This window comes from Pseudomonas sp. GM55, from assembly GCF_000282395.1.
Taxonomy (GTDB): domain Bacteria; phylum Pseudomonadota; class Gammaproteobacteria; order Pseudomonadales; family Pseudomonadaceae; genus Aquipseudomonas; species Aquipseudomonas fluorescens_CC.
Genome location: NZ_AKJJ01000079.1, coordinates 1 through 18,838, shown reverse-complemented (window position 1 = coordinate 18,838; position 18,838 = coordinate 1). Strand labels below are relative to the sequence as shown.

At 59.5% G+C, this 18,838-nt stretch carries 19 protein-coding genes and 1 pseudogene; 12 read left to right on the top strand and 8 right to left on the bottom strand.

All coding sequences use genetic code 11. From position 1 onward, the window contains the following. Window positions 1-231: 231 nt before the first annotated feature. Together PMI31_RS19990 and PMI31_RS19985 are read left to right on the top strand one after the other, a co-directional pair. The gene (locus PMI31_RS19990) at window positions 232-864 is read left to right on the top strand and encodes a dihydrofolate reductase family protein (RefSeq protein ID WP_008020141.1); all 633 of its coding nucleotides are present in this window, start codon (window positions 232-234) and stop codon (window positions 862-864) included. A gap of 127 nt (window positions 865-991) precedes the next feature. Next, complete coding sequence (locus PMI31_RS19985; RefSeq protein WP_008020140.1) at window positions 992-1,801, top strand: glycosyltransferase family 2 protein; 810 nt, start codon at window positions 992-994, stop codon at window positions 1,799-1,801. 77 nt (window positions 1,802-1,878) lie between these two features. Here PMI31_RS19985 and sorB read toward each other — a convergent pair whose 3' ends face one another. Together sorB and sorA are read right to left on the bottom strand one after the other, a co-directional pair. Beyond that, window positions 1,879-2,523: a SorB family sulfite dehydrogenase c-type cytochrome subunit gene (gene sorB, locus PMI31_RS19980; RefSeq protein ID WP_008020139.1), complete on the bottom strand. Its 645-nt coding sequence runs from the start codon at window positions 2,521-2,523 to the stop codon at window positions 1,879-1,881. Between the two features lie 9 nt (window positions 2,524-2,532). Continuing rightward, window positions 2,533-3,792: a SorA family sulfite dehydrogenase catalytic subunit gene (gene sorA, locus PMI31_RS19975; protein WP_008020136.1), complete on the bottom strand. Its 1,260-nt coding sequence runs from the start codon at window positions 3,790-3,792 to the stop codon at window positions 2,533-2,535. 355 nt (window positions 3,793-4,147) lie between these two features. Between sorA and PMI31_RS19970 the strand changes: the two genes are divergently transcribed. The 5 genes from PMI31_RS19970 (at window position 4,148) to PMI31_RS19950 (ending at window position 6,984) form a co-directional block, all read left to right on the top strand. Beyond that, a complete protein-coding gene (locus tag PMI31_RS19970) occupies window positions 4,148-4,636 on the top strand; it encodes an Hcp family type VI secretion system effector (protein WP_008020135.1) in 489 nt (162 codons plus the stop codon). Window positions 4,637-4,643: 7 nt separating this feature from the next. Beyond that, a complete protein-coding gene (locus PMI31_RS19965; protein WP_008020133.1) occupies window positions 4,644-5,621 on the top strand; it encodes a hypothetical protein in 978 nt (325 codons plus the stop codon). Continuing rightward, window positions 5,618-6,007 carry a hypothetical protein gene (locus PMI31_RS19960; protein WP_052037658.1) on the top strand — a complete coding sequence of 130 codons (390 nt, stop codon included), beginning with the start codon at window positions 5,618-5,620 and terminating at the stop codon, window positions 6,005-6,007. Before PMI31_RS19965 ends, PMI31_RS19960 begins: the two co-directional genes overlap by 4 nt. A 168-nt stretch (window positions 6,008-6,175) precedes the next feature. Then, a complete protein-coding gene (locus tag PMI31_RS19955; RefSeq protein WP_238539303.1) occupies window positions 6,176-6,613 on the top strand; it encodes a hypothetical protein in 438 nt (145 codons plus the stop codon). Then, complete coding sequence (locus tag PMI31_RS19950) at window positions 6,610-6,984, top strand: hypothetical protein (protein ID WP_043302509.1); 375 nt, start codon at window positions 6,610-6,612, stop codon at window positions 6,982-6,984. The genes PMI31_RS19955 and PMI31_RS19950 overlap by 4 nt, the downstream gene beginning before the upstream one ends. Before the next feature lie 161 nt (window positions 6,985-7,145). On the opposite strand, the gene mqo is transcribed toward PMI31_RS19950, so the two are convergent. After that, entirely contained in the window at window positions 7,146-8,792 is a 1,647-nt protein-coding gene (mqo, locus tag PMI31_RS19945) for a malate dehydrogenase (quinone) (protein ID WP_008020132.1), read from the bottom strand. Window positions 8,793-9,250: 458 nt separating this feature from the next. On the opposite strand from mqo, the gene ilvD reads away from it, so the two are divergent. Further along, window positions 9,251-10,933 carry a dihydroxy-acid dehydratase gene (gene ilvD, locus PMI31_RS19940; RefSeq protein ID WP_008020131.1) on the top strand — a complete coding sequence of 561 codons (1,683 nt, stop codon included), beginning with the start codon at window positions 9,251-9,253 and terminating at the stop codon, window positions 10,931-10,933. A gap of 106 nt (window positions 10,934-11,039) precedes the next feature. Here the strand turns inward: ilvD and PMI31_RS31925 are convergent, their stop codons facing one another. Further along, complete coding sequence (locus tag PMI31_RS31925) at window positions 11,040-11,693, bottom strand: methyl-accepting chemotaxis protein (RefSeq protein WP_443217025.1); 654 nt, start codon at window positions 11,691-11,693, stop codon at window positions 11,040-11,042. Window positions 11,694-12,143: 450 nt separating this feature from the next. Further along, window positions 12,144-12,653: pseudogene (locus PMI31_RS31920) on the bottom strand (MCP four helix bundle domain-containing protein); the annotation flags it as partial. Between the two features lie 239 nt (window positions 12,654-12,892). On the opposite strand from PMI31_RS31920, the gene PMI31_RS19930 reads away from it, so the two are divergent. After that, window positions 12,893-13,324, top strand: a complete 432-nt coding sequence (locus PMI31_RS19930; RefSeq protein WP_008020128.1) for a nuclear transport factor 2 family protein — start codon at window positions 12,893-12,895, stop codon at window positions 13,322-13,324. 146 nt (window positions 13,325-13,470) lie between these two features. On the opposite strand, the gene PMI31_RS19925 is transcribed toward PMI31_RS19930, so the two are convergent. Further along, window positions 13,471-14,286 carry an AraC family transcriptional regulator gene (locus PMI31_RS19925; protein ID WP_008020127.1) on the bottom strand — a complete coding sequence of 272 codons (816 nt, stop codon included), beginning with the start codon at window positions 14,284-14,286 and terminating at the stop codon, window positions 13,471-13,473. A 134-nt stretch (window positions 14,287-14,420) separates the two neighbouring features. Here PMI31_RS19925 and PMI31_RS19920 point away from each other — a divergent pair, with 134 nt between their 5' ends. Further along, window positions 14,421-14,939, top strand: coding sequence for a carboxymuconolactone decarboxylase family protein (locus tag PMI31_RS19920; protein ID WP_008020124.1), 519 nt, complete (start codon window positions 14,421-14,423; stop codon window positions 14,937-14,939). A 26-nt stretch (window positions 14,940-14,965) separates the two neighbouring features. Then, a complete protein-coding gene (gene grxC, locus PMI31_RS19915; RefSeq protein WP_008020123.1) occupies window positions 14,966-15,217 on the top strand; it encodes a glutaredoxin 3 in 252 nt (83 codons plus the stop codon). Window positions 15,218-15,222: 5 nt separating this feature from the next. On the opposite strand, the gene PMI31_RS19910 is transcribed toward grxC, so the two are convergent. Continuing rightward, window positions 15,223-16,311 carry a polyamine ABC transporter substrate-binding protein gene (locus PMI31_RS19910; protein WP_008020122.1) on the bottom strand — a complete coding sequence of 363 codons (1,089 nt, stop codon included), beginning with the start codon at window positions 16,309-16,311 and terminating at the stop codon, window positions 15,223-15,225. A gap of 54 nt (window positions 16,312-16,365) precedes the next feature. Further along, window positions 16,366-17,667: an NAD(P)/FAD-dependent oxidoreductase gene (locus PMI31_RS19905; protein ID WP_008020121.1), complete on the bottom strand. Its 1,302-nt coding sequence runs from the start codon at window positions 17,665-17,667 to the stop codon at window positions 16,366-16,368. Window positions 17,668-17,830: 163 nt separating this feature from the next. Between PMI31_RS19905 and PMI31_RS19900 the strand changes: the two genes are divergently transcribed. Next, entirely contained in the window at window positions 17,831-18,718 is an 888-nt protein-coding gene (locus tag PMI31_RS19900) for a LysR substrate-binding domain-containing protein (RefSeq protein WP_008020120.1), read from the top strand. Window positions 18,719-18,838: the final 120 nt, after the last annotated feature.

The following is an 18,838-nucleotide window of genomic DNA, read 5'->3' as shown; positions in this document are numbered from 1 at the left end:
GCGTGGAACGATGCGGGTCGTAGCGATTATGCAGACGCCACCGATGCCCCCAGGCCTCGAGCAACAGCAATTCATTAATTTTATTAAATGCATTCTCACAAGGAATACAAACCGCGCATCCTGTTGTCGATTTCGCAGCGCCTGGTTCGACTATCTATCGGGGATATGATCCCAAGGGGTCGCAGACATCCCTGCACAAACACTTTCACCCGGATGAATCAGGAGAAGAGCATGCGCACACTGACCGTTGCCGCGTTCATCAGTCTGGACGGCGTCATGCAGGCGCCCGGCGGGCCTGAAGAGGATCCCGCTGGCGGATTCCGATTCGGTGGCTGGATCGTGCCCTACGCCGACAAAACTACCGGCCAGGCCGTACAGGACCTGTTCTCACAGCCATTCGAATTGCTGCTGGGGCGTCGCACCTACGACATCTTTGCCTCCTATTGGCCGCGCATTCAGCCCGACTCAACCAACCGCCCCCTTGCTGACCTGTTCAACGGCGTACCCAAGCATGTGGCCACGCATCGCGCCGATTCACTCGACTGGCAGAACAGTCATGCGCTGCAGGGCAACCTGGTCGACGCGATCAGCGCGCTCAAGCGTCAGGACGGTCCCCGGCTGTTGACACAAGGCAGCGGCGACCTGGTGCGTCAGCTGCTTGCTGCCGGCCTGGTGGACGAATTGCGGCTGATGATTCACCCCATCCTGCTGGGGCGCGGCAAGCGTCTGTTCGGCGACAACGCCCAAGCGTCGGCTTTCACCTTGTTGAACTCGATCAGCTCCCCCGGGGGTGTACTGATCGCCCGTTACATCCGCAGCGGCGAGGTGCGAACAGGTACGTTCGAGGGCGTCAGGCAGCAATAGCCTGCGCCCCTGGCAGCGCTTCAAAACCGTGCGCCCGTCTCGACACCAACGGCCCAGCTGAAATTAAGCTTGGGCTAAGGTTGCCTCTTTAAACTTCGATGCTTTTGAGTCGTCGAGCATTTCGCAGATGGGTAGTGTCGATACAAACGCCAAACCACCGTTCAGCATCGTACTGGTCAATTACAAGACCCTTGATCTGACCAGGATCTGCCTGGACCTCTTGCGCGAGCCTGTACAAAAAGCCGGGATTGCCGTCTGGGTGGTGGATAACGATTCGGCGGATGCCAGCGTCGAATATTTGCGCTCACTCGACTGGATCAATCTGATCGAACGGGATGCCCCCACCAAAGAGCCGGGCCACATCGCCCATGGCAAGGCGCTGGACATGGCGCTGGCCAGGGTCGATACCGACTACCTGTTCCTGATGCACACCGACACGTTCGTCTTCGATGCCAATGTTTTTGCGATGATGATGGAGCACTGCACAAAGGATCGAAAAGTCATCGCGGTCGGCTGTACCGAGCAACTCAATCGCGGCTTGCCAAGGACTGTCTGGCGCTTCACTTCACGCTTCGCCAAGCACCATTTCCGCCGCCTGAAACTGTCCCTAGGCCTGCGCTCAAAAGAACCGAAGCCCTACACCGAGACATACCTGAAAAGCTTCTGTACCCTGTGGAATTGCAGGCTGATGAAACAACAGGGTCTGCATTTTCAGATCGATGATCGTGTGCCCGGCTATGAGCTGCAGGATCGTGTGATCGGGCTTGGCTACAAAGTCGTGTTTCTTTCGCCCGGCAAGATATTCAAGTACCTGGACCACGTCCAGGCCGGCACCGTCGCCGCCGCTGGCGGATATGGCCAGGATCACCGACGGACCAGAATGTACCAGGACATTCTCAAGCGCTTCAGTGCGGACAGCACCTCGATGTCTAAATAAATCTGCACATCCGCTACCAAAAAGCCCACTGGCCGTTGTCGGCTCAGTGGGCTTTTTTGCATCAGGTTGACGCTGATTCACTGTTTCATGATGAACGTCGCCAGGCTTTTCAGGTCGTCCGAGCTTAACTGCGCAAAAGGTGGCATGGGGACATCCCCCCACTTACCGCTACCGCCGTGCTGAATGCTGGACATGACCCGGGCCAGTGCCTGCGGGTCATTGGCATATTTGGCCGCCACATCATGATAGGCCGGGCCGACGACCTTATGATCGACCGCATGGCAGGACAGGCAGGCGTTGTCCTGAAGCAAGGCCGAGGCGACTTTCGCAACCGACACCGTGGGTGGCTGATCCGCCGGGGGGGTCGAGGCCGCCTGAACATCGGCATCGCTCGCCTGGGCACTGCCGTAGGTCACCGCCAGGTAGGCGCCGATAACACTCACATCCCGGTCGCTGATCGGCGCACCGTACACGTGCTGCATCTTGCCCGCTTCGGCGGTCCACTGCGCCAGGCTCATGCCCGGCGGCTGGAAGTTGATGTAATCGGCCGAATGGCAGATGGAACACTTCTGCCGGGCCAATGGGTAGCCCGGCAATGTACTGGGCTTCAAGGCAGCCGTTTCGGCCGGCAACGTAATCGAAAGGGGTGCGGCGCCAGCCATGCTGGCCAGACCGACCTGAGCCGCGCACAGCAAGGCGGTCATGAATTTCATGGGTTTCATGCGGCCTCCTCAGGCGACGGTCACGTGGCTGGTTTCTACGACGTGGCGGCGATAGCCACCGGGGTTCCAGTCGGCTTGCAGCGGTTGCGTCTCGCCGGCACTGTTGCTGGCTCGTACCATCAACTGTGTGGCGCCCTTGCTGGTAAAGGTGATCGGCAATGTCCACTCGCGGAAGGAGAAGCGGCCAAGGTCCTGCCCGAGGGTGGATTCACGCCAGGTCTTTCCGCCGTCGATCGACACCTCCACCTTGTTCACCCCGGTACCACCGTCGAACGCGATGCCCTTGAGCACCACGCTTTTGTTCAGAGGCAGTACGTCGCCATGCTTGACGCTGGTAATGAAACTGCGCACCGGCAATCTGGAAATCGGTTGGGTTTTCGCCGGCGTAGTGCCGGGAGCAACGCAGAAGCAGTCGTTATCCGGAACCCGATAACCCTTGGCCATGAAGAAACCGTCGTAGGCATGGTCGACGACTTCGATCTCGCTCAGGTGCTTGACCCAGTACGTGCCGAAATAACCAGGCACCACCAGACGAATCGGATAACCGTTGAGGAATGGCAGGTCAGTGCCATTCATCGACCAGGCAATCATCGGCTCGCCGTCCAAGGCATGGCCGATGTCCAGCGCCTTGATGAACTCCGGCGTGCTTGGCAGCACCGGTTTATCCAGCCCACGGAAGGTCACTTGCCTGGCCTCGGCCTTCACGCCGGCCTTTTCCAGCACCGCCTTGAGCGGCACCCCCAGCCAACGCGCATTGCCCATGGAGCCATTGCCCAACTGAGCGCCGAACACCCGCGGCATCGAAAAGCCACGGCTGTTGCCCGAACACTGATTGACGGCCACCACCTCCACCGGCTCGGCGAGGGCCTTGAGCTCGGCAAGGGACAGTGACAGCGGCGTGTCGACCACACCCTTGATCGTCAGGCGGTAGGTGTCGGGGTCGATGCTGGTCGGAAAATTGGCCAGGTGATAACGCACGAAAAAGGCGTCATTGGGCGTGATGGCCCCTTCATTGAAGACAGAGAACGGCGTCTCCAGATGCGGTGGACGCGTGGTCACCAGGGTCAAAGGGCGTTTTTGCGGGTATTGCACCAGCGGTCGTGGGCCCGCGGCAAAGGTCACCTCATTGGCAGACTCACTGGCGGCACCGGTTTCCTCGGCGGCCCTGGCAAGGTTGGCCAACGGCGAGGCCGCCAAAGCCAAGGTAAAAGCATCGCGTAAAACCCGCCGCCGGCTCGGCTGGCTGCTGTCTACAAAACTGAACTTCATTGCACGCTCTCCTTGATTGTTTTATCGAGATGCAACTGACAGTCCCTCGTCAGGATGAAGAGGCATCAGCCTTGATGTGTCAGTGCGGGTTCTCTTTATTGTTCGGTGTCGATAAACAAACCAGTATCGTCACGTGCACATGGGTTGCTTCGCATTGAACGTCAGGGACTTGGCAATTGATGACAGGGGCTGCGAAAGAGAAATTCATGGCTTGCGCGCAAACGTCCTACAGCCCCCCACCAACACCGAGTAGGAAAAATCTGATTTCACCCATTAGCGGCTTTGGGATGAACCCTGCCTGCCCGGAAGAACGTACATTCCCTCCCGCAAATATTGATTGCCAAGGAGAGGTCGCATGGCGTTTGACGCATACATCAAAATCGAAGGCATTCCGGGCGAAGCCCTGGACGAAAAGTACCGCGACTGGATCGAGGTCAACGGCTACAGCTTTGGCACTCGCCAAAGCACTTCAGCCACCGCCAGCTCTGCCGGTGGCGCGACGGCCGGCCGCACCACGCTAAGCACCTTCACCTTTACCAAGGTCTTGGACAAATCCAGCTGCAAGTTGATGGAGGCGAGTTGCGCCGGCGACCACCTGAAAGAAGTCACGCTGGTGCTCAGCCGTGCGGGGGCTGACAAGCTCAAGTATTTCGAGATCGTGCTCGAGGAAGTCATCATTGCCGACTACATGCAAAATGCCAGCGCCGGCATTCCGGTAGAAATCGTGCAACTGGACTATGGCCGCATCAAGACAGTCTATACCCAGCAAAAACGCAGCGATGGCGCCGGCGGCGGCAATGTAGCCGGCGGATGGGATCGCATCGGCAACAAACGTTATTCGTGAGGCTGACATGGCACAGCCTCTGGCGTTCATCAATGCGCAATCCCAGACTTACGCGTCCCTCAAGGCCCACCTGGGCCTGACCGGTATCGCCAAGAACAAGTTCGATGCACTCAACAGCCATATCGCCAACTCGGTGGTGCTGGCGGGCGAGCTTGTGATCATCGGCGACGTGTCGACTCAATCGAGTACCCATGAAGAGGCGTACCTGATGGCCAGGGCGCGGGAAATCCACATCGCCCTGCTGACCAATCAGGTCGACGCCGACGACTTCCTGCTCGATAACTTCGAACTGCTCCAGGAAATGCTCGCTGACGGTGCTATCGGCGCCGGTGTCGTCAGTGACGGCTGGAGCAAACACATGGCCGCGATCAAGACCACCCTGGAGGAGATCGAACAGGCCCATAAAGACTATCTGCGCAGCGGATCGATAGCGGCCCGGGACCGGTTTTACACCGAACGCGCCCGGTTGTTCGGCAAGCTGGAAACACAACTCGGCAATGTAACGTCCTACGGCTCTGGGCTGCGTTATCGAGGCTCGATAAAACGCATGCTGGGGATTTCGACCAAGAGCTACATGAGCACCGGGGAGATTGCCGGTTATGCGCAGAAGGTCAGCGGCGTGGCCAGGGCGGCGAAGCTGATCAAGCGAGGGGTCTATATTGGCGTCGCGCTGGACGTTGCCTCTGCCGGGCTGAGTATCCGGCAAGCATGTGCGTTGGGGCGGGAGGATGAATGCACGAAGGCCAAGTATGTTGAGGGGGCTTCGCTGGCGGGAACCTTAGTGGGGGGTAGCGCTGGGGGAGTCATTGGCGGCTATACGGCAACTCTCGGATGTTTGTTTGTTTTGGGAATAGCAACTGGTGGTCCTGGGGGACTCATGTGCGGCGTCGCAGGTGGAGCAGTGGGTGGATGGCAGGGTGGAAAATTATTGGGTGGCGCAGGCGAAAAAATTGGTGAGTTCCTATATGAAGGAATGAGCCAATGAACCACGTACCTCTTGGTCTAATATCAATTTTTCTTTTAACCCCCCTTGCACTCATAGAGGTATGGTTGATTTATATAATCCATGCCTATACAGAAAAGGCGGAAGACTTATTACCAAAGAGCAGTTTTGTAAGAACAAATAAGGCAGCATATTCTCACGCCGGATTTATTGGGAAAGCCATGCGCAATGGTTTTCTTACCATGGTGTTATTACTACAGGGAATCAGCATCAGAAAAGGGATTTTAGATACGACCGAAGCAAGAGACTTCCCAAAACACCTGAAGCGGATCTTATTCACATCCTGGGGGTTATGTTGGTTTTTTTTATTCACCTCCATGGCTTTCGGTCTTTATCTTCGCTGCACAAATCAAGTATCTGGAAGTTGAGTCCCCCTAAAAGGCGAGCTTCTGAATACCTGCAATATATCAACCTCGTCAACTACAAGTCAGGGTGATTCACTTGAACGCGCCAGACTGTTCGGCAAGCTGGAAACACAACTGGGCAATGTCGCGTCCTACGGCTCCGGGCTGCGTTATCGAGGCTCGATAAAACGCATGCTGGGGATTTCGACCAAGAGCTACATGAGCACCGGGGAGATTGCCGGTTATGCACAAAAAGTCAGCGGCGTGGCCAGGGCGGCGAAGCTGATCAAGCGAGGGGCCTATATTGGCGTCGCGCTGGACGTTGCTTCAGCCGGGCTGAGTATCCGGCAAGCATGTGCGTTGGGGCGGGAGGATGAGTGTACGAAGGCCAAGTATGTTGAGGGATCTTCTTTGGCGGGAAGCCTTGTTGGTGGAGGCGTAATAGGAGGTTTTGCAGGACAAGCGGCTATCGTGGGGTGCATGTTAGTGTTAGGGATCGCAAGTGGCGGGTCCGGCGCAATCGCATGCGGTGTAGTTGGCGGCGCAGTAGGAGGAATAGAAGGTGGTTTACTCGGAGAAATGGTGGGTGAACGCGTTGGTGAATTCTTGTATGAAACGATAGAAAAATGAGTAATATCCCTCTCGGTCTGATAGCACTATTTATACTGGGCCCATTAACGCTTGTAGCGATATGGCTAGTTTACATCGTGCAAGCCTACACCGAAAAAGCGGAAGCATTGCTACCAAACAGTCATTTCGTAAAAGTTAACAAGTCTGCATTTTTTCACATGGGAATTATCGGAAAAGTTCTGCGCAGCGGCGTTCTTACCATGGTTCTAATAATGCCAGCACTTTCCGTAAAGAGAGGAATTGTGGATGCTACGGATGTCGAAAAATTCCCAAACGACTTGAAGCGAATGCTGGTTATTTCATGGGGTTTAGGCTGGCTACTAAGCATTGCTCTAATGATATTTGGAACATATCTTAAATACATTGAGTAAATTGCTAATTGAACTGATTTCGAAAACCCACATGTCATCTGGTGGGTTCCGCCCCTCACAAAAAACCATAAAAAAACCCGCCTACCATTACTGGTTCAGCGGGTTTTTCATTACAGCTCCAAGTGACTCAAACGCCTCACCATTACGGGTGAGGCATCCTTTTACAGAGCCATATCACTCGCAGCATTAGCCTTCGGCGCCTTCACAGCCGTATCGACAGTCACCGGAGTCACAGCCGGCGCAATCACCGCGGGTGGCGGAGTCAGCTCCAGCACCTTGGCGGTGTAGGCCCACTCTTCAGCAACCTTCTCAGCGCTGGCGTTCAGCTGGGTGCCGTAGCTCGGCACGATCTGGTGCAGTTTTGCCTGCCAGTCAGGGGTCGCGACCTTGTCCTTGAACACCTTCTGCAGCACGGTCAGCATGATCGGTGCGGCGGTCGAAGCGCCTGGGGAGGCGCCCAGCAGGCCGGCGATGCTGCCGTCTTGCGAAGCAACAATCTCGGTGCCCAGTTTCAGCACGCCACCGGCCGCTTCGTCACGCTTGATGATCTGCACGCGCTGGCCGGCTTGCCACAGGCGCCAGTCTTCGGCCTTGGCGTTCGGGAAGTATTCTTTCAGGGCGTTCATGCGGTCTTCGTCAGACAGCATCAGCTGGCCTGCAAGGTACTCGACCAGCGGGTATTCCTTGATGCCGACCTTGGTCATTGGCCACACGTTGTGCGTGGTCGTGGTGGTCAGCAGGTCCAGGTACGAGCCTTCTTTCAGGAACTTGGTGCTGAAGGTCGCGAATGGGCCAAACAGGATCACGCGCTTGCCGTCCAGCACGCGGGTGTCCAGGTGTGGAACCGACATTGGCGGTGCACCCACCGAAGCCTTGCCATAGGCCTTGGCCAGGTGTTGCTCGGCGATGGTCGGGTTCTCGGTCACCAGGAACGAGCCGCCTACCGGGAAGCCTGCGTATTCCTTGGCTTCAGGAATGCCGGACTTCTGCAGCAGGTGCAGGGCACCGCCGCCGGCGCCGATGAACACGAACTTGGCGTCGGTTTCGGTCTTGCTGCCGTCTTTCAGGTTTTTGTAGCTGACGCGCCAGCTGCCGTCTTCGTTCCTGGTGATGTCCTGCACTTCGCTGGACAGCTTCAAGTCGAACTTCGGTGTGGTTTGCAGGTGCGCAACGAACTGACGGGTGATTTCGCCGAAGTTCATGTCGGTGCCGATCGGGCTCCAGGTGGCCGCGATCTTCTGGTTCGGGTCACGCCCTTCCATCATCAGCGGCACCCACTGCTTGATCACAGCCGGGTCTTCGGAGTACTGCATGCCGGCGAACAGCGGGCTCGCCTGCAGGGCTTCGTAGCGTTTTTTCAGGAACTTGATGTTGTCATCGCCCCACACGAAGCTCATGTGCGGAGTGGAGTTGATGAACGAACGCGGATTCTTCAGCACGCCTTGCTGAACCTGCCAGGCCCAGAACTGGCGGGAGATCTGGAAGGCTTCGTTGATTTCAACGGCCTTCTGGATCGAGACCTTGCCGTTCTCGTCTTCCGGGGTGTAGTTCAGCTCGGCCAGGGCGGAGTGACCGGTACCGGCGTTGTTCCAGCCATTGGAGCTTTCCTGGGCGACGCCGTCGAGGCGCTCGACCATTTCCATCGACATGCCGGGTTCCAGCTCATTGAGCCACACACCCAGGGTCGCACTCATGATGCCGCCGCCAATCAGCAACACATCGACTTTCTTTGCCTCTTGTGCGTGGACGGAAGTCATCCCCATCGACAACGCCAGCCCCAACAGGGCCGTGTTCACTTTCTTAAACATCTGTAGCACCTATGATAAAACGCCATCCGCCCTTCCATCCTCACGTGCACAGCCCCGTGTTTCACGGCAGTCACGGGTGCGGCACTCAAGGATTGCAGGGTGGGCACACAAGGCCGACGAACCGCGTCGACCCCAGTTTTAATGTCCCTTCTGAACTGACTTTTTATCTTTATTGGCTTCAGCTACTTGAGCGACAGTGATTCTGCCGGCACGTCTCGAGGACACGCCAACTGAATAGGTCAAACCAAGTTGGCGCGAAGAATATCACGACAAGGCTTACCCGCGCGCCATGGGTCTGTAGGAGCCGGCTTGCCGGCGAAGGCGGTCTTGAGCCGTGTATTGACCAATCGGGCGCTTTCGCTGGCAAGCCAGCTCCTACGGGAGGCAACGGCTACAGGCACCGGCGGAGGGGGGACTATACTCATCGGGTTTCCCTGGTGAGACTTTGAGGAATTGTCATGAGCGACAAAGACGATCTGCGCAAGTACTCCTCTCAAGTGATCGACGGCGTGGAAGCCGCACCGGCACGCGCCATGCTGCGGGCCGTGGGCTTTACCGATGCAGACTTCAGCAAGCCGCAGGTCGGCATCGCCTCGACCTGGGCCATGGTCACGCCCTGCAACATGCACATCGACAAGCTGGCGCTCGAAGCCGAAAAAGGCGCGAATGCCGCGGGTGCCAAGGGCGTGATCTTCAACACCATCACCATTTCCGACGGCATCGCCAACGGCACCGAAGGCATGAAGTATTCGCTGGTGTCCCGCGAAGTGATCGCTGACTCCATCGAAGTGGTCACCGGTTGCGAGGGCTTCGACGGCCTGGTGACCATCGGCGGCTGCGACAAGAACATGCCGGGGTGCCTGATCGGCATGGCGCGGCTGAATCGCCCGTCGATCTTTGTCTATGGCGGCACCATCCAGCCGGGGGCCGGCCATACCGACATCATTTCCGTGTTCGAGGCCGTGGGCCAGCACGCGCGGGGCGATATCAGCGAGATACAGGTCAAGCAGATCGAGGAAGTGGCGATTCCCGGCCCCGGTTCCTGTGGCGGCATGTACACCGCCAACACCATGGCCTCGGCCATTGAAGCATTGGGCATGAGCCTGCCCGGCTCCAGCTCCCAGGACGCCATCGGCGCCGACAAGGCCTCGGACAGTTTCCGCGCCGGCCAGCAGGTCATGGAACTGCTCAAGCTCGACCTCAAGCCTCGCGACATCATGACCCGCAAAGCCTTCGAGAATGCCATCCGCGTGGTGATCGCCCTCGCCGGCTCGACCAATGCCGTGCTGCATCTGCTGGCCATGGCCAATGCCGTGGATGTCGAGCTGACCCTGGATGACTTCGTCGAGCTGGGCAAGATTTCTCCGGTGGTCGCCGACCTGCGCCCCAGCGGTAAATACATGATGAGCGAACTGGTGGCCATCGGCGGTATTCAACCGCTGATGAAGCGCATGCTGGATGCCGGCATGCTGCACGGCGATGTTCTGACCGTCACTGGCCGGACCCTGGCGGAAAACCTGGCCAGCGTGCCCGATTACCCGGCCGGCCAGGACGTGATCCGGCCTTTCGACCAGCCGATCAAAAAGGATTCCCACCTGGTCATTCTGCGCGGCAACCTCTCGCCCACCGGCGCCGTGGCCAAGATCACCGGCAAGGAAGGCCTGCGCTTTGAAGGCACGGCGCGGGTCTATCACGGCGAAGAAGGTGCGCTGGCCGGCATTCTCAATGGCGAGGTGCAGCCCGGCGAAGTGATCGTGATCCGCTACGAAGGCCCCAAGGGTGGGCCGGGCATGCGCGAAATGCTCTCGCCGACGTCGGCGGTCATGGGCAAGGGCCTGGGCAAGGATGTGGCGCTGATTACCGACGGGCGTTTTTCCGGCGGCTCCCACGGTTTCGTGGTCGGTCACATCACGCCGGAAGCCTTTGAGGGCGGGCCGATTGCGCTGGTCGAGAATGGCGACAGGATCATCATCGATGCTGAAACCCGGCAGATTACCGTGGATGTTTCCGAGGCGGTGCTGGCCGAGCGCAAGTCGCATTGGGTGCGGCCGCCATCCAAGTACAAACGCGGAGTGCTGGCCAAGTATGCGAAGACAGTGTCCAGTGCTTCGGAGGGGGCTGTGACGGACAAATACCTTTAACCCCTGACCTGTAGGAGCTGGCTTGCCAGCGAAGGCGGCCTTGAATTGTGCATCGATCCTTCCGGCCTCTTCGCTGGCAAGCCAGCTCCTACGGTGTTCTGCAGCTTTAAAGCCGAAACCGATCCACCGACTGCGCCAACTGCCCCGCCAGGCTGGACAATTCATCGGTGGTCGAAGCCGTTTGCCCGATCACCTTGCTGTTGCCTTCCGACATGCCGGCAATCATCTCCACCTGATGGGCAATTTCGTTGCTGGCCAGGCTTTGCTCGCCGATGGTGCGGCTGATGTCATTGACCAGTTGCGTGGTGTTGAGCGTGGCGTCGAGGATTTCACGAATGGCGCGCTCGACATCGGCCGTCACCGCCATGCCTTTGTCGACCTGGGCCACGCCCTCCTCCATGCTGATCACTGCCTCGCGGGTGCTTTGCTGGATGCGTGCGACCATGCTGGCGATTTCCTGGGTGGAAGCGCTGGTGCGCCCCGCCAGGCTGCGGACCTCATCGGCCACCACGGCGAAACCACGGCCCTGCTCGCCGGCTCGGGCGGCTTCGATGGCGGCGTTCAGCGCCAACAGGTTGGTCTGGTCGGCGATGCCCTTGATCACTTGAATGATGCTGAAAATCCCCTCGGACTCTTTGTCCAGCGTGCGGATCACCTGCGCCGAGTGCTGCGCCGAACGCGCGATGCCGTCCATGTCGTTGACCACCTGGTGGATCACCCGGCCGCCGTCCTTGGCCAACGCCTCGGCCTGATTGGCCATGTCCAGCGCCCGCTCGGCATGCCGGGTGATTTCCTCGATGCTCGCGGTCATTTCGCTGGCAGCCGCGGCCATGGTGCTGGCTGCCGCGCTTTGCTGCTGGCTGCTGCCGGCCACCTCATGGCAGCCATTGCTCAGTTGCTCGCTCATGCCGCTGACGCCGTGGGCATTGCTGCGCACCACCTCGATCATGCCGCGCAAATCCCGCTGCATGGTTGCCAGGCTACGAATCAATGCGCTGGCTTCATCCTTGTGGGTGGGCTCGACAATCGGCTCACCGAGGTTGCCATGAGCGATGCCCTGGGCAATGCGGCTGGCGGTTTGCAGCGGGCCCATGATGCTCAGGATCGCCGAACGCCCAAGGGCCAGCAGCAACAACAAACTGGCGATCAGCATGCCGCCCAGGGTCAGGTTGGCGTTGCTGATGGCTTGCGCCGTGCCCTGGCTGGTCTGTTGCGTGTTGCTTTCGATCAACTCGCTGAGGGCTTCCATCTGGTCTTCCAGCTGGCTGAAGGCGTTGTTGAACGTGCCCAGTTCCTGTTGCGCGGCTTCCGGGTTTTCCAGCGCCAGCCCGGCGATGCGCTCGGCGGCACTGATGTAGGTGTCGATGCTCGGCTTGATCTTGTTCAGACTGGCCTTGATGGTGTCGTGGACCGGCAGCTTGAGGTTTTCCCCGAGCACTTCACGAAAGCGTCGGGTGTGCTCTTCGATGGAACTGCGCACCTCGGCCTTGCTGCTGGTGCTTTTGTTCAAGCCCACCAACATGGCCGATAACACATCGGCGCGCAAAGCGTCGTGCATCATGTCGGCTTCGAGGTGATTGCGCAGCGCGGCCATGCTGACATTGTTGTCGTCCACGGCCTCGGCCATCCGGGCGTTCCCCAGGTAACTGACCAGGCTCATGATCAACGCAGTGAGCAATCCGGTGCCGATCAGCAATATTAAACGCAGTTTTATGGACACTCTGTGGTTCCTCTCTGGCACGTTTGGCGACGGGGTTTACCCTGCGCGGATGGCACGCTTGAAGAGGTTATCGACGGGTTCGAGCAGGAGTTGAAGGCTATTCCCACAGATTGTCCTTTTTACGACATGCGGTCGCCGGGCAAGTTCGCTTTTTCCCTCCACCGCATGATAGGTTGTACGATGTCTGATGAATATTCAAACAATCTTCGTGCTATCCCTACAACAACAAGGAAACACCCATGAAAAAAGCAACAGTGCTGATTGGTTTTCTGTGCCTGTTCAGCGGCTACGTCGCTGCCGCCCCGGCTGCAGCGGACAAGGACGTGGCCCAGGCGGTCGACCACCTGACCCAGGCCATGCTGCACAAAGACATCCCGGAGTTGAACGCCTTGACCGCCGAGAACCTGACCTACGGGCATTCCAGCGGCAAGATCCAGGACAAGCAGGCATTCATCGCCGACATCGAAACCGGCAAAAGTGCCTTCAAGACCCTGGAGATGCAGAACCAGACCATTACCCTCTCGGGCGATGTCGCGCTGGTCCGCCACCACTTCTCGGCGCAAGCGCTCAAAGGCACCGAAGTGGTGCCCACCGAAATCGAAAACTTGCAGATCTGGCAAAAGCAGAACGGCAAATGGCTGCTGGTAGGACGGCAGGCGTACAAGTTCTGATGCACACGTAGGCAACCGCAAAACCTGCGGGAGCGGGCTTGCTCCGGGCGGCGTTCCGACGAAGGCGCAGTGTCAGACACCTATGAGATCGACTGATACACCGCATACGCGAGCAAGCCCGCTCCCACAAAGGGGATAGGCGGTGGTCAGTTGCCCTTCCACTCCCGTGGGCTGAGCCCTGTCTTGCGCCGAAACGCCCGAGCCAGCGCCGAGGGGCTTTCGTAACCGACTTCCTCGGCAATCAGCGCAATCGGCCGGCCCTCGCGCAAGCGTTTCTGCGCCAGGCTGATGCGCCAGCTCACCAGGTAATCCACCGGCGTCTGCCCGACCACCCGGCGAAAATGTTCGGCGAAACTGGCCCGCGACATGTTGGCGGCGACCGAGAGTTCGGCCACGCTCCAGGCCTTGGCCGGGGTTTGATGCATCAGGCTCAGGGGGCGCGCCAGGCGCGCATCGGCGAGGCCGGCCATCATGCCGGGTTGCTGGCCACCCGTACTCAGAATGTGCCGCAGCAACAGAATCACCACCAATTCAAACAACCGGTCCATTACCGCTTCACGCCCGCACGTACCGTCAAACGCCTCGTTGAACAGCCATTCCAGGGTCCCGGCCAGCGCCGGGATTTCATCGAGCTTGAGCACCAGGTAATCCGGCAGTGCCGCCGCCAGGGCATTGCCCGCACCGCCGTCGAAATCCAGGGTCGCGCAGACCAGTTGCGTGCCGGCCGCTTCTGAAGCGAGCAGGCGATGCCGATAGGGCCGGGGGAAAAAGATCAGGGTCGGTTCGGTCAGTTGCAGATCCGGTTGATCCCCCAACCTGAGCAGCAACTCACCCGCCTGAAGCAGGTGCAAATGACCGCCGACCTGTTGGCCGTCGAAGGCGGCAGTACCGCAAAACGTACCGCTATGGAACGTGCCGGCATTGACGCCAAAGTGTGTGAGCAACGTGGACAAGCGATCCATGACAAGGCTCCCGAGGGCAGTTCTGGACGATCTGTCGCATATCCTCGACGATTTGCACCCAACAAGCCAAGCACTCTCCCTAACATCAGCTCCGTACCCAGCGCATTCCGCGCTTTACACCACGGAGTATCACCATGACCCGCATTGCCCCGATCAGCCTGGAACACGCCACCGACGCCACGCGCCCGCTGCTGGAAGGCGTGCAGAAGAAAATCGGTTTTTTGCCCAACGTATTCAAGGTATTGGCCCACGCCCCGGCGGTGTTGGCCTCGTACCTGCAAAACTCGACCGCACTGGGCAAGACGTCCTTGAGCGCCACGGAGAAAGAAGCGGTGTCCCTCGCCACTTCGCAGGTCAACGGCTGCGACTACTGCCTGGCGGCCCACACGCTGTTCGCCGGCAAGGCCGGGCTGTCAGGCCAGGACATCCTCAGCGCGCGTCAGGGTGAACTCAACGCCTATGCCACCCTCGCCCGCCAGGTCACCGAAAGCCGTGGCCACCTGACGGTCGAACAGATCGCCGCTGCCCGTGCTGCCGGTATCGGTGACGGCAAGATCGTTGAAGTGATTGCCCACGTGGCTGCGCAGACGCTGACCAACTACCTGAACAACGCTGTGCTGACCGACATCGACTTCCCGGCCATCGACGCCTGAATGACTTGAACGACGGAGTATCCACCATGAAAACCGTGACCCTGTACACCACCGACACCTGCCCTTATTGCCGCAACGCCAAGGCCTTGCTGGCCAGCAAAGGCGCGGCGATGCAGGAGATAAACATTCAACGCGAGCCAGGCAAATTCGAAGAAATGCTCAGCCGCAGCAACCGCCGCAGCGTGCCGCAGATTTTCATCGACGACACGCACATCGGCGGCTTCGACGACCTGGCCAGGCTGGACCGTCAGGGCGGGTTGATGTCGATGCTGGCCTGAGTCGGTCAGGTATTGGTTTTCAGCTTGGTCCACAAACGCGTGCTCAGGCGTGCGATGGCCGCGGGCAAGTCCTCGACGGTGAACAGCTTGTCCATCACGGCTTTCGGCGGATAAATCGCCAGGTCCTGCTTCACCGCCGGGTCGACATAGGCATCCGCTGCGCTGTTGGGGTTGGCGTAATGGATGCTGTTGCTGATGTTGGCGATCACCTTCGGCTGCAACAGGTAGTTCATGTAGGCATAGCCGTTGTGTTCATGGGGCGCGCTCTTGGGCATGACCACCATGTCGAGCCACAGCGTGGAACCTTCGTCCGGGATCGAGTAGGCAATATCGATCCCGTTCTTCGCTTCCCTGGCGCTGGCGGCGGCCTGCACGATGTCGCCGTTGAAACCGATCACCGCGCAGACGTTGCCGTTGGCCAGGTCGCTGATGTACTTGGACGCGTGGAAATACTGGACGTATGGGCGGATCTTCAGCAGGGCCTGCTCGGCTTTCTTGTAATCGGCCGGCTCATGGCTGTGGGGCGGCAAGCCCAGGTAATTGAGGGTAATCGGCAGGATCTGCGTCGGGTTGTCGATGATCGCCACACCGCACTCGCTGAGTTTCTTGATGTTGTTCTCGTCGAAGAACAGGCTCCAGGAATGGGTGACGTCGGTGTTGCCGAAGATCGCCTTGATCTTCTCGACGTTGTAACCGATACCCGCCGTGCCCCACATGTAGGGGAAGCCGTATTGGTTACCCGGATCGTTGACCTCGAGTTTCTTCATCAACGCCGGGTCAAGGTTCTTCCAGTCGGGCAGCTGGCTCTTGTCGAGTTTCTGGATGGCCCCGGCCTTGATCAGGCGCGACAGGAAGTGGTTCGACGGGCTGACCACGTCATAACCGGTGTTGCCGGTCATCAGCTTCGATTCCAGCACTTCGTTGCTGTCGTGGATGTCGTAGGTCGCCTTGATCCCGGTTGCCTGGGTGAAGCTGGGCAAGGTGTCGTCGGCGATGTAGCCGTTCCAGTTGGAAATGTTGACGGTTTCGTCGGCATAAGCCGCGGCGCAAAAGGTCGAGATCAGGGCCACAAGGGAAAGCGTATTGACGCGCATGTTGAATCACCTTCGATGGGAAGTGCTTTTGTTCTTGTCGTTAAACGGGTGTTTTCAGATTTCGCTTCTGGCCCGGACCGCTTCCACGCGCATACGCAGCATGGCACCGATATCGAGCAACGGCTTGGGCGGCAGCCAGCCGGGCTGCGCCCGTTGGATGACCGAGTGCAGCAGCGGCGATTCGCGACCCGAGGCCCACTCCGCCAGCAAGCGGCCCCACAGCGTGCCCCGCGCCACGCCGGAGCCATTGCACCCGGCCACGGCGAAAACGCCCTCCTCGACCTTGGCGAAATACGCTTGCCCGGAACGCGAAGCGCTGAGGTGGCCGGTCCAGGTGTATTCGATGTCCTGCTCGCCGAGCATCGGGAACCGCCGCTGCAACCCCAGCACATGGTGCTGGCGGCGGGTCGACAGTTCGTCCAGGGACAGATCCCGGGAGCGGTATTCCGCGGTGTTGCGGATCATCACCCGGCGATCCGGCGTCAGGCGCACCGTGGCGCCCAACGGGCGGGTCGACAGCACGCCCCAGGACGCAGGCGCGCCCATGGCCTGAAACTCTTGATCGCTGAGCGGCCGCGTGAGGCTGGCGCTGAGTTCCATCGCAAATGTGCCGCTGTCATCGATACCCGCGCGCGGGACAAAGGCGTTGAGGCAGACCAAAACTTGCCTGGCCTCGACGCAGCCATTTTGGCCCCGGGCGCGAATTCGCCCGTCGCCCAGGCGCTCAAGGCCGGTGATGTCGGTGTTCTCGCAGACCGTCACTGTCTGCGGCAAGGCGTCGAGCAAGCCCTTCACGTACTTCGCCGGTTGCAGCAGCGCATTGCCGTTACCGCACCAGATCGCGGCGCGGTAGTGCCGGCTGCCGAGTTTCTCGATCAATGCCTGGCCCTGCAAAAAATGTGCGCTGGCGCCAACGGCACGCAGGGTCTGCAGTTTGGCCTCGACCTGGGTCAGCTTGCGTGGATCGCTGACGGCAAAGAAATAGCCCGATTCCCTGAAGTCGCACTCGATGCCATGGCGGGTGATCTGCTTGCGGACTTCGTCGGCGGCTGCGCGGCCTATGGCCGTATCCACTTGATACCCGGCAAACCCGGCGCTACCCACCAGTTCGCCAGCGGCGGGATGCTCGTGGGCCACCACAAAACCGGAGTTGCGCGCCGATGCCCCCTGCGCAGCCCGCTGGCGATCAACGACCACAATGCGGGCCTGGGGGTGCATTTGCGCCAGAGCGTGCGCCGCACTGAGGCCGGTGATGCCGCCACCGATCACCAGCCAGTCGGCGTGTTGCGTGCCTTTGAGCGGATCGCGCAACGGAGACCTCCCCGCTTGCGCAATCCAGCCACAGATATTTTCCATGCGTCACCTCAGGTTCTTGTTCTGCCGACCGTCTCGATCCAAAGCAACACTGCATGCAGGATTCGCATGAGTGGTTTTCGAGTACGGTGGCAATGGCTAGAATCTAAAGGGTCAAAACGCGGACAACCAACGTTATTAAATCATCAAGGCATTCTGAAAACGCATGGATAAAATTCGCCACGTGCCCTCGCTGCAGGGCTTGCAGGCCTTGGTCGAGGTCGCCGGGTCAGGCAGCTTCACCCAGGCGGCGCAAAAGCTCTGCCTGACCCAAAGCGCCGTGAGCCGACAGATCCAGCAGTTGGAGAGCCACTTTGGCGTGCCGCTGTTTGTCAGGAGCAGCCGCAGTATTCAACTGACCTCAGAGGGTGAACAGGTACTGGCCAGCGCCCGCAGCATCCTCGAACAGTTACGGACCCTCGAAGAGCGGCTCGCGCCGCAGGAACGCCCGTTCCGCATCCGCATGCATGTGTCGTTGGCGGTGCGCTGGCTGCTGCCCAAACTGAGCGATTTCTACCGGCATCACCCGGACGTATCCCTGGCAATTGAAACTGTGGCCACCGAAGTGGTTGAGCCGGCCAGTGACAGTGACGCCTACATTCTCTATCTGCCCGAGCCATCCACAGCGCCCGATTGCTTGACCCTGTTCGAGGAGGCCCTGGTGCCGGTGTGCGCGCCGGGCCTGGGCAACCCTGACCGGCCAATGACGTCGCTGGAAGATTTATCGGGGTTCGCCCTGTTGCACCGCTCTTCCGATCAACATGACTGGCAGGCCTGGCTGTCGGCCAACGGCGGCCTGTCGTTGCAGGACTATCGGCATATCCCCTTCAACCTCGACGAACTGGCCCTCGATGCCGCCGCCCGTGGCCTGGGGGTGGCGATGACCGACATGACCCTGGCAGGCGAGTCGATCCAGCGCGGCGAACTGGTGATTCCGTTTGGTGAGCCGCTGAAGACCCGGGGGATTTACTCGCTGTGCCTGCAACCCTCGGCCGCCGCGCATCCCGCCTGCGGGGCGGTGATGCAGTGGTTCACCGCGCAAGCCACTGCATGACCCTGTGGGAGCGGGCTTGCCCGCGAAGAGGCCCTCACATTCAACATCAATGTCGACTGACCCACCGCCTTCGCGGGCAAGCCCGCTCCCACAGGGTGAGTGGGTGTACGCAATATTCGT

What these genes read in the sequence shown, in the direction of transcription:
- PMI31_RS19990 (WP_008020141.1), top strand. Translation starts at nt 232, where the DNA reads ATGCGCACACTGACCGTTGCCGCGTTCATCAGTCTGGACGGCGTCATG.
- PMI31_RS19985 (WP_008020140.1), top strand. Translation starts at nt 992, where the DNA reads ATGGGTAGTGTCGATACAAACGCCAAACCACCGTTCAGCATCGTACTG.
- sorB (WP_008020139.1), bottom strand. Translation starts at nt 2,523, where the DNA reads ATGAAACCCATGAAATTCATGACCGCCTTGCTGTGCGCGGCTCAGGTC.
- sorA (WP_008020136.1), bottom strand. Translation starts at nt 3,792, where the DNA reads ATGAAGTTCAGTTTTGTAGACAGCAGCCAGCCGAGCCGGCGGCGGGTT.
- PMI31_RS19970 (WP_008020135.1), top strand. Translation starts at nt 4,148, where the DNA reads ATGGCGTTTGACGCATACATCAAAATCGAAGGCATTCCGGGCGAAGCC.
- PMI31_RS19965 (WP_008020133.1), top strand. Translation starts at nt 4,644, where the DNA reads ATGGCACAGCCTCTGGCGTTCATCAATGCGCAATCCCAGACTTACGCG.
- PMI31_RS19960 (WP_052037658.1), top strand. Translation starts at nt 5,618, where the DNA reads ATGAACCACGTACCTCTTGGTCTAATATCAATTTTTCTTTTAACCCCC.
- PMI31_RS19955 (WP_238539303.1), top strand. Translation starts at nt 6,176, where the DNA reads ATGCTGGGGATTTCGACCAAGAGCTACATGAGCACCGGGGAGATTGCC.
- PMI31_RS19950 (WP_043302509.1), top strand. Translation starts at nt 6,610, where the DNA reads ATGAGTAATATCCCTCTCGGTCTGATAGCACTATTTATACTGGGCCCA.
- mqo (WP_008020132.1), bottom strand. Translation starts at nt 8,792, where the DNA reads ATGTTTAAGAAAGTGAACACGGCCCTGTTGGGGCTGGCGTTGTCGATG.
- ilvD (WP_008020131.1), top strand. Translation starts at nt 9,251, where the DNA reads ATGAGCGACAAAGACGATCTGCGCAAGTACTCCTCTCAAGTGATCGAC.
- PMI31_RS31925 (WP_443217025.1), bottom strand. Translation starts at nt 11,693, where the DNA reads ATGGCCAATCAGGCCGAGGCGTTGGCCAAGGACGGCGGCCGGGTGATC.
- PMI31_RS19930 (WP_008020128.1), top strand. Translation starts at nt 12,893, where the DNA reads ATGAAAAAAGCAACAGTGCTGATTGGTTTTCTGTGCCTGTTCAGCGGC.
- PMI31_RS19925 (WP_008020127.1), bottom strand. Translation starts at nt 14,286, where the DNA reads ATGGATCGCTTGTCCACGTTGCTCACACACTTTGGCGTCAATGCCGGC.
- PMI31_RS19920 (WP_008020124.1), top strand. Translation starts at nt 14,421, where the DNA reads ATGACCCGCATTGCCCCGATCAGCCTGGAACACGCCACCGACGCCACG.
- grxC (WP_008020123.1), top strand. Translation starts at nt 14,966, where the DNA reads ATGAAAACCGTGACCCTGTACACCACCGACACCTGCCCTTATTGCCGC.
- PMI31_RS19910 (WP_008020122.1), bottom strand. Translation starts at nt 16,311, where the DNA reads ATGCGCGTCAATACGCTTTCCCTTGTGGCCCTGATCTCGACCTTTTGC.
- PMI31_RS19905 (WP_008020121.1), bottom strand. Translation starts at nt 17,667, where the DNA reads ATGGAAAATATCTGTGGCTGGATTGCGCAAGCGGGGAGGTCTCCGTTG.
- PMI31_RS19900 (WP_008020120.1), top strand. Translation starts at nt 17,831, where the DNA reads ATGGATAAAATTCGCCACGTGCCCTCGCTGCAGGGCTTGCAGGCCTTG.